Here is a 2,329-nt window from a genome sequence, read left to right on the forward strand (position 1 = left end):
CCGTCCCCCGGCCGGACCACTCCACCGTGTCTAACTGGGCAAATTTGTAATAGCGGGCCAGAGCTGGATTGATAAATCTCGAGTACTTATCGATCGTTTCCTCGACGATTCTCTTCTTGACCGCATAGTCAGGCGATTCCACCATATTCGACCTCCTCTGTCCTACAGGAATATTACCCGAGGTTGCAGGTCGAAATCTTTCATCAAGGTTATATATTCCTCTCCTGTGATCTCCTCGGGGGGTTTTTCAAGAATAGCGATAAATATCGCCTCCAATACATTGGCTCCAAAAGAACGGCCTCCGATCTCCGGGGTAGTGGTAACCAGGATCCTTGCCCCGGCCGACCTCAATTCTTCTACGTCCTGGGCGGTAAGCGTGTTGGTGATGATCATTTTGCCGGAGAGCGTCGGCGGGCGAAATCGGTTGATGTAATGAAAATCACCGCTAATGATATCCGCCCGTTCAAAGTATACCGGAAAACGAGTCCGACGTCGCTCCTGTTTTACCCCTGTTGGATACAGCACATCCAAGGGAAGGCGGCGTAAAATCGGCATCATGAGGACTGAAAGAAGACGGAGGGTCCGTAATCGGCGTAGGGCGATTGGTATCCCAAGGGCAAAGGGCATATCCGCAATCAATAGCTGGCAGCCCACTTTCTCAAGACCTTCCGCCAGGCCATACCGGTCCATGCCGCTCATACACAGAGCGGTCTTTCCGGACAGCTCAAGACCAAACTGCTTGACCAGGCGGGAAGGTACTTCCCGCTCCCAGCACTGTTTCAGGATTCCCCCATCCACTATCGGGGTTCGGTGTACTCCCTGGATCAGATGGGCCACCTCCTTGATCAGGTACTGGTACCGGCCGGCCCGCAGAAAAAGATCTACACCGCCTAACCCAATCGCGTCCACCGACCCATCCAATTCCCGTAGGATCTGGTTGAAGCGCTTTTTGTCCCCGTCCACTCCCAACCGTTCGATCGAGATCCGGCAACCAAACAGGTCGATGACCGCCCGGTGGTTCCGGCGCGATGATCCTAAGCTGACACTAATGACCCGTTTGGATTTCATTTTCTTCCTCTAAGAAGAGGGGAAAAGCGAAGCCTCTCTCCACCCGAACTCCCGGCTCAAGGGCAATAGCGGAAGCCATGATATACCCCGTAAGCGTGGCAGACTTTTTACAGAGGACCCTGCGCACCTGGGCAAACCCACCGAGTGTTCCCCAAACCTCCATGGTTTCCCCAACGGTATCTGCTTCCAGGAAACCCTGTCGGGTGACCACGATCGTTTCGCAGTCCATCGATCCCCGATGCTGTCCCTGGATCATCACCATACCACGACTGGAAAAATGGCCGTTAGTCTTGACCCGATCTCCAAAAATCGCCACATCAGGGAGAGGCTTATGTTCCTCGGTTGAGTCCATCGATGATTCTCAGTCCTTCCAGGGTCAAAAAGGGATCAAAATGGTCGATTGCTTCACAGTGCCGGGAAAGGAGATATCCCCAACCACCGGTTCCGATCACCCGGGCCTGTGGCGAAAAATCCTCTCTGATCATCCTGATCAGTTCACGGGTCATCCCGACGTATCCGTAAAAAATACCGGCATGCATCGCCTCTACGGTGGTTCGACCGATGACTCGCTGAGGAATTTCGATATCGATCCGGGGAAGTTTGGCTGTTTTTTCGTAAAAAGCCTCGGTCGCGATACCGATCCCTGGGAAGAAGGCCCCTCCCAAGTACTCTCTTTGCCCGGTCACCGCATCGAAGGTGGTTGCCGTTCCAAAATCCACTATGATGAGATCTCCTGAATAACGGTTAGAGGCGCTTACTGCGTTCACGATCCGGTCGGCTCCCACTTCTTTCGCATCCGCCCGAATCGACAAGCCGGTCCTGGTCCCTGGTCCGATTGCATGAGAGTCGATCTGCCAGTGATTCTGAAAAAGGTCCACCAGGGTATTCGTCACCGGTGGGACCACACAGGACACTATCGCGCGTTCCAGGGAAACCTTATCCATACCTCTCTCCTGGAAAAGTCCCTGAAAAACAAACCCCCATTCATCCGCGGTCCGGCGGGAAGAGGTAGAGATTCGCCAATTGGCCAGCAATGCAGTTTCGGTAAAAATCCCGAAGGTGGTGTGCGTATTGCCTACGTCAACAGCCAGTAACATCGCTCCATCCTCCAACTGTTTGGATCATGCGTACAACTGGCCAAACGACCACTACCGAGATCAATAATTCCACGGTCCCATTCAAGGCAATGATCGGCACCACCGCGGACCAGGTGAAATCGCCGGCCAACACCGCAATACCCAGAACACCCATGGTGTTCACA

4 protein-coding genes are annotated in these 2,329 nt (G+C 53.7%); all 4 read right to left on the reverse strand.

From position 1 onward, the window contains the following. Positions 1 to 162 precede the first annotated feature (162 nt). Positions 163 to 1,068 carry a hypothetical protein gene (locus tag VLH40_08475; GenBank protein ID HSV32037.1) on the reverse strand — a complete coding sequence of 302 codons (906 nt, stop codon included), beginning with the start codon at positions 1,066 to 1,068 and terminating at the stop codon, positions 163 to 165. Beyond that, positions 1,046 to 1,420 carry a polymer-forming cytoskeletal protein gene (locus VLH40_08480; protein HSV32038.1) on the reverse strand — a complete coding sequence of 125 codons (375 nt, stop codon included), beginning with the start codon at positions 1,418 to 1,420 and terminating at the stop codon, positions 1,046 to 1,048. The genes VLH40_08475 and VLH40_08480 overlap by 23 nt, the downstream gene beginning before the upstream one ends. Further along, the gene (locus tag VLH40_08485) at positions 1,398 to 2,165 is read right to left on the reverse strand and encodes a type III pantothenate kinase (GenBank protein ID HSV32039.1); all 768 of its coding nucleotides are present in this window, start codon (positions 2,163 to 2,165) and stop codon (positions 1,398 to 1,400) included. The genes VLH40_08480 and VLH40_08485 overlap by 23 nt, the downstream gene beginning before the upstream one ends. Further along, on the reverse strand, positions 2,149 to 2,329 hold a 181-nt coding region (locus VLH40_08490; protein HSV32040.1), incomplete at its 5' end, for a hypothetical protein. The genes VLH40_08485 and VLH40_08490, both read right to left, overlap by 17 nt.

The sequence above is a fragment of the Atribacteraceae bacterium genome, assembly GCA_035477455.1.
Classification (GTDB): Bacteria; Atribacterota; Atribacteria; order Atribacterales; family Atribacteraceae; genus DATIKP01.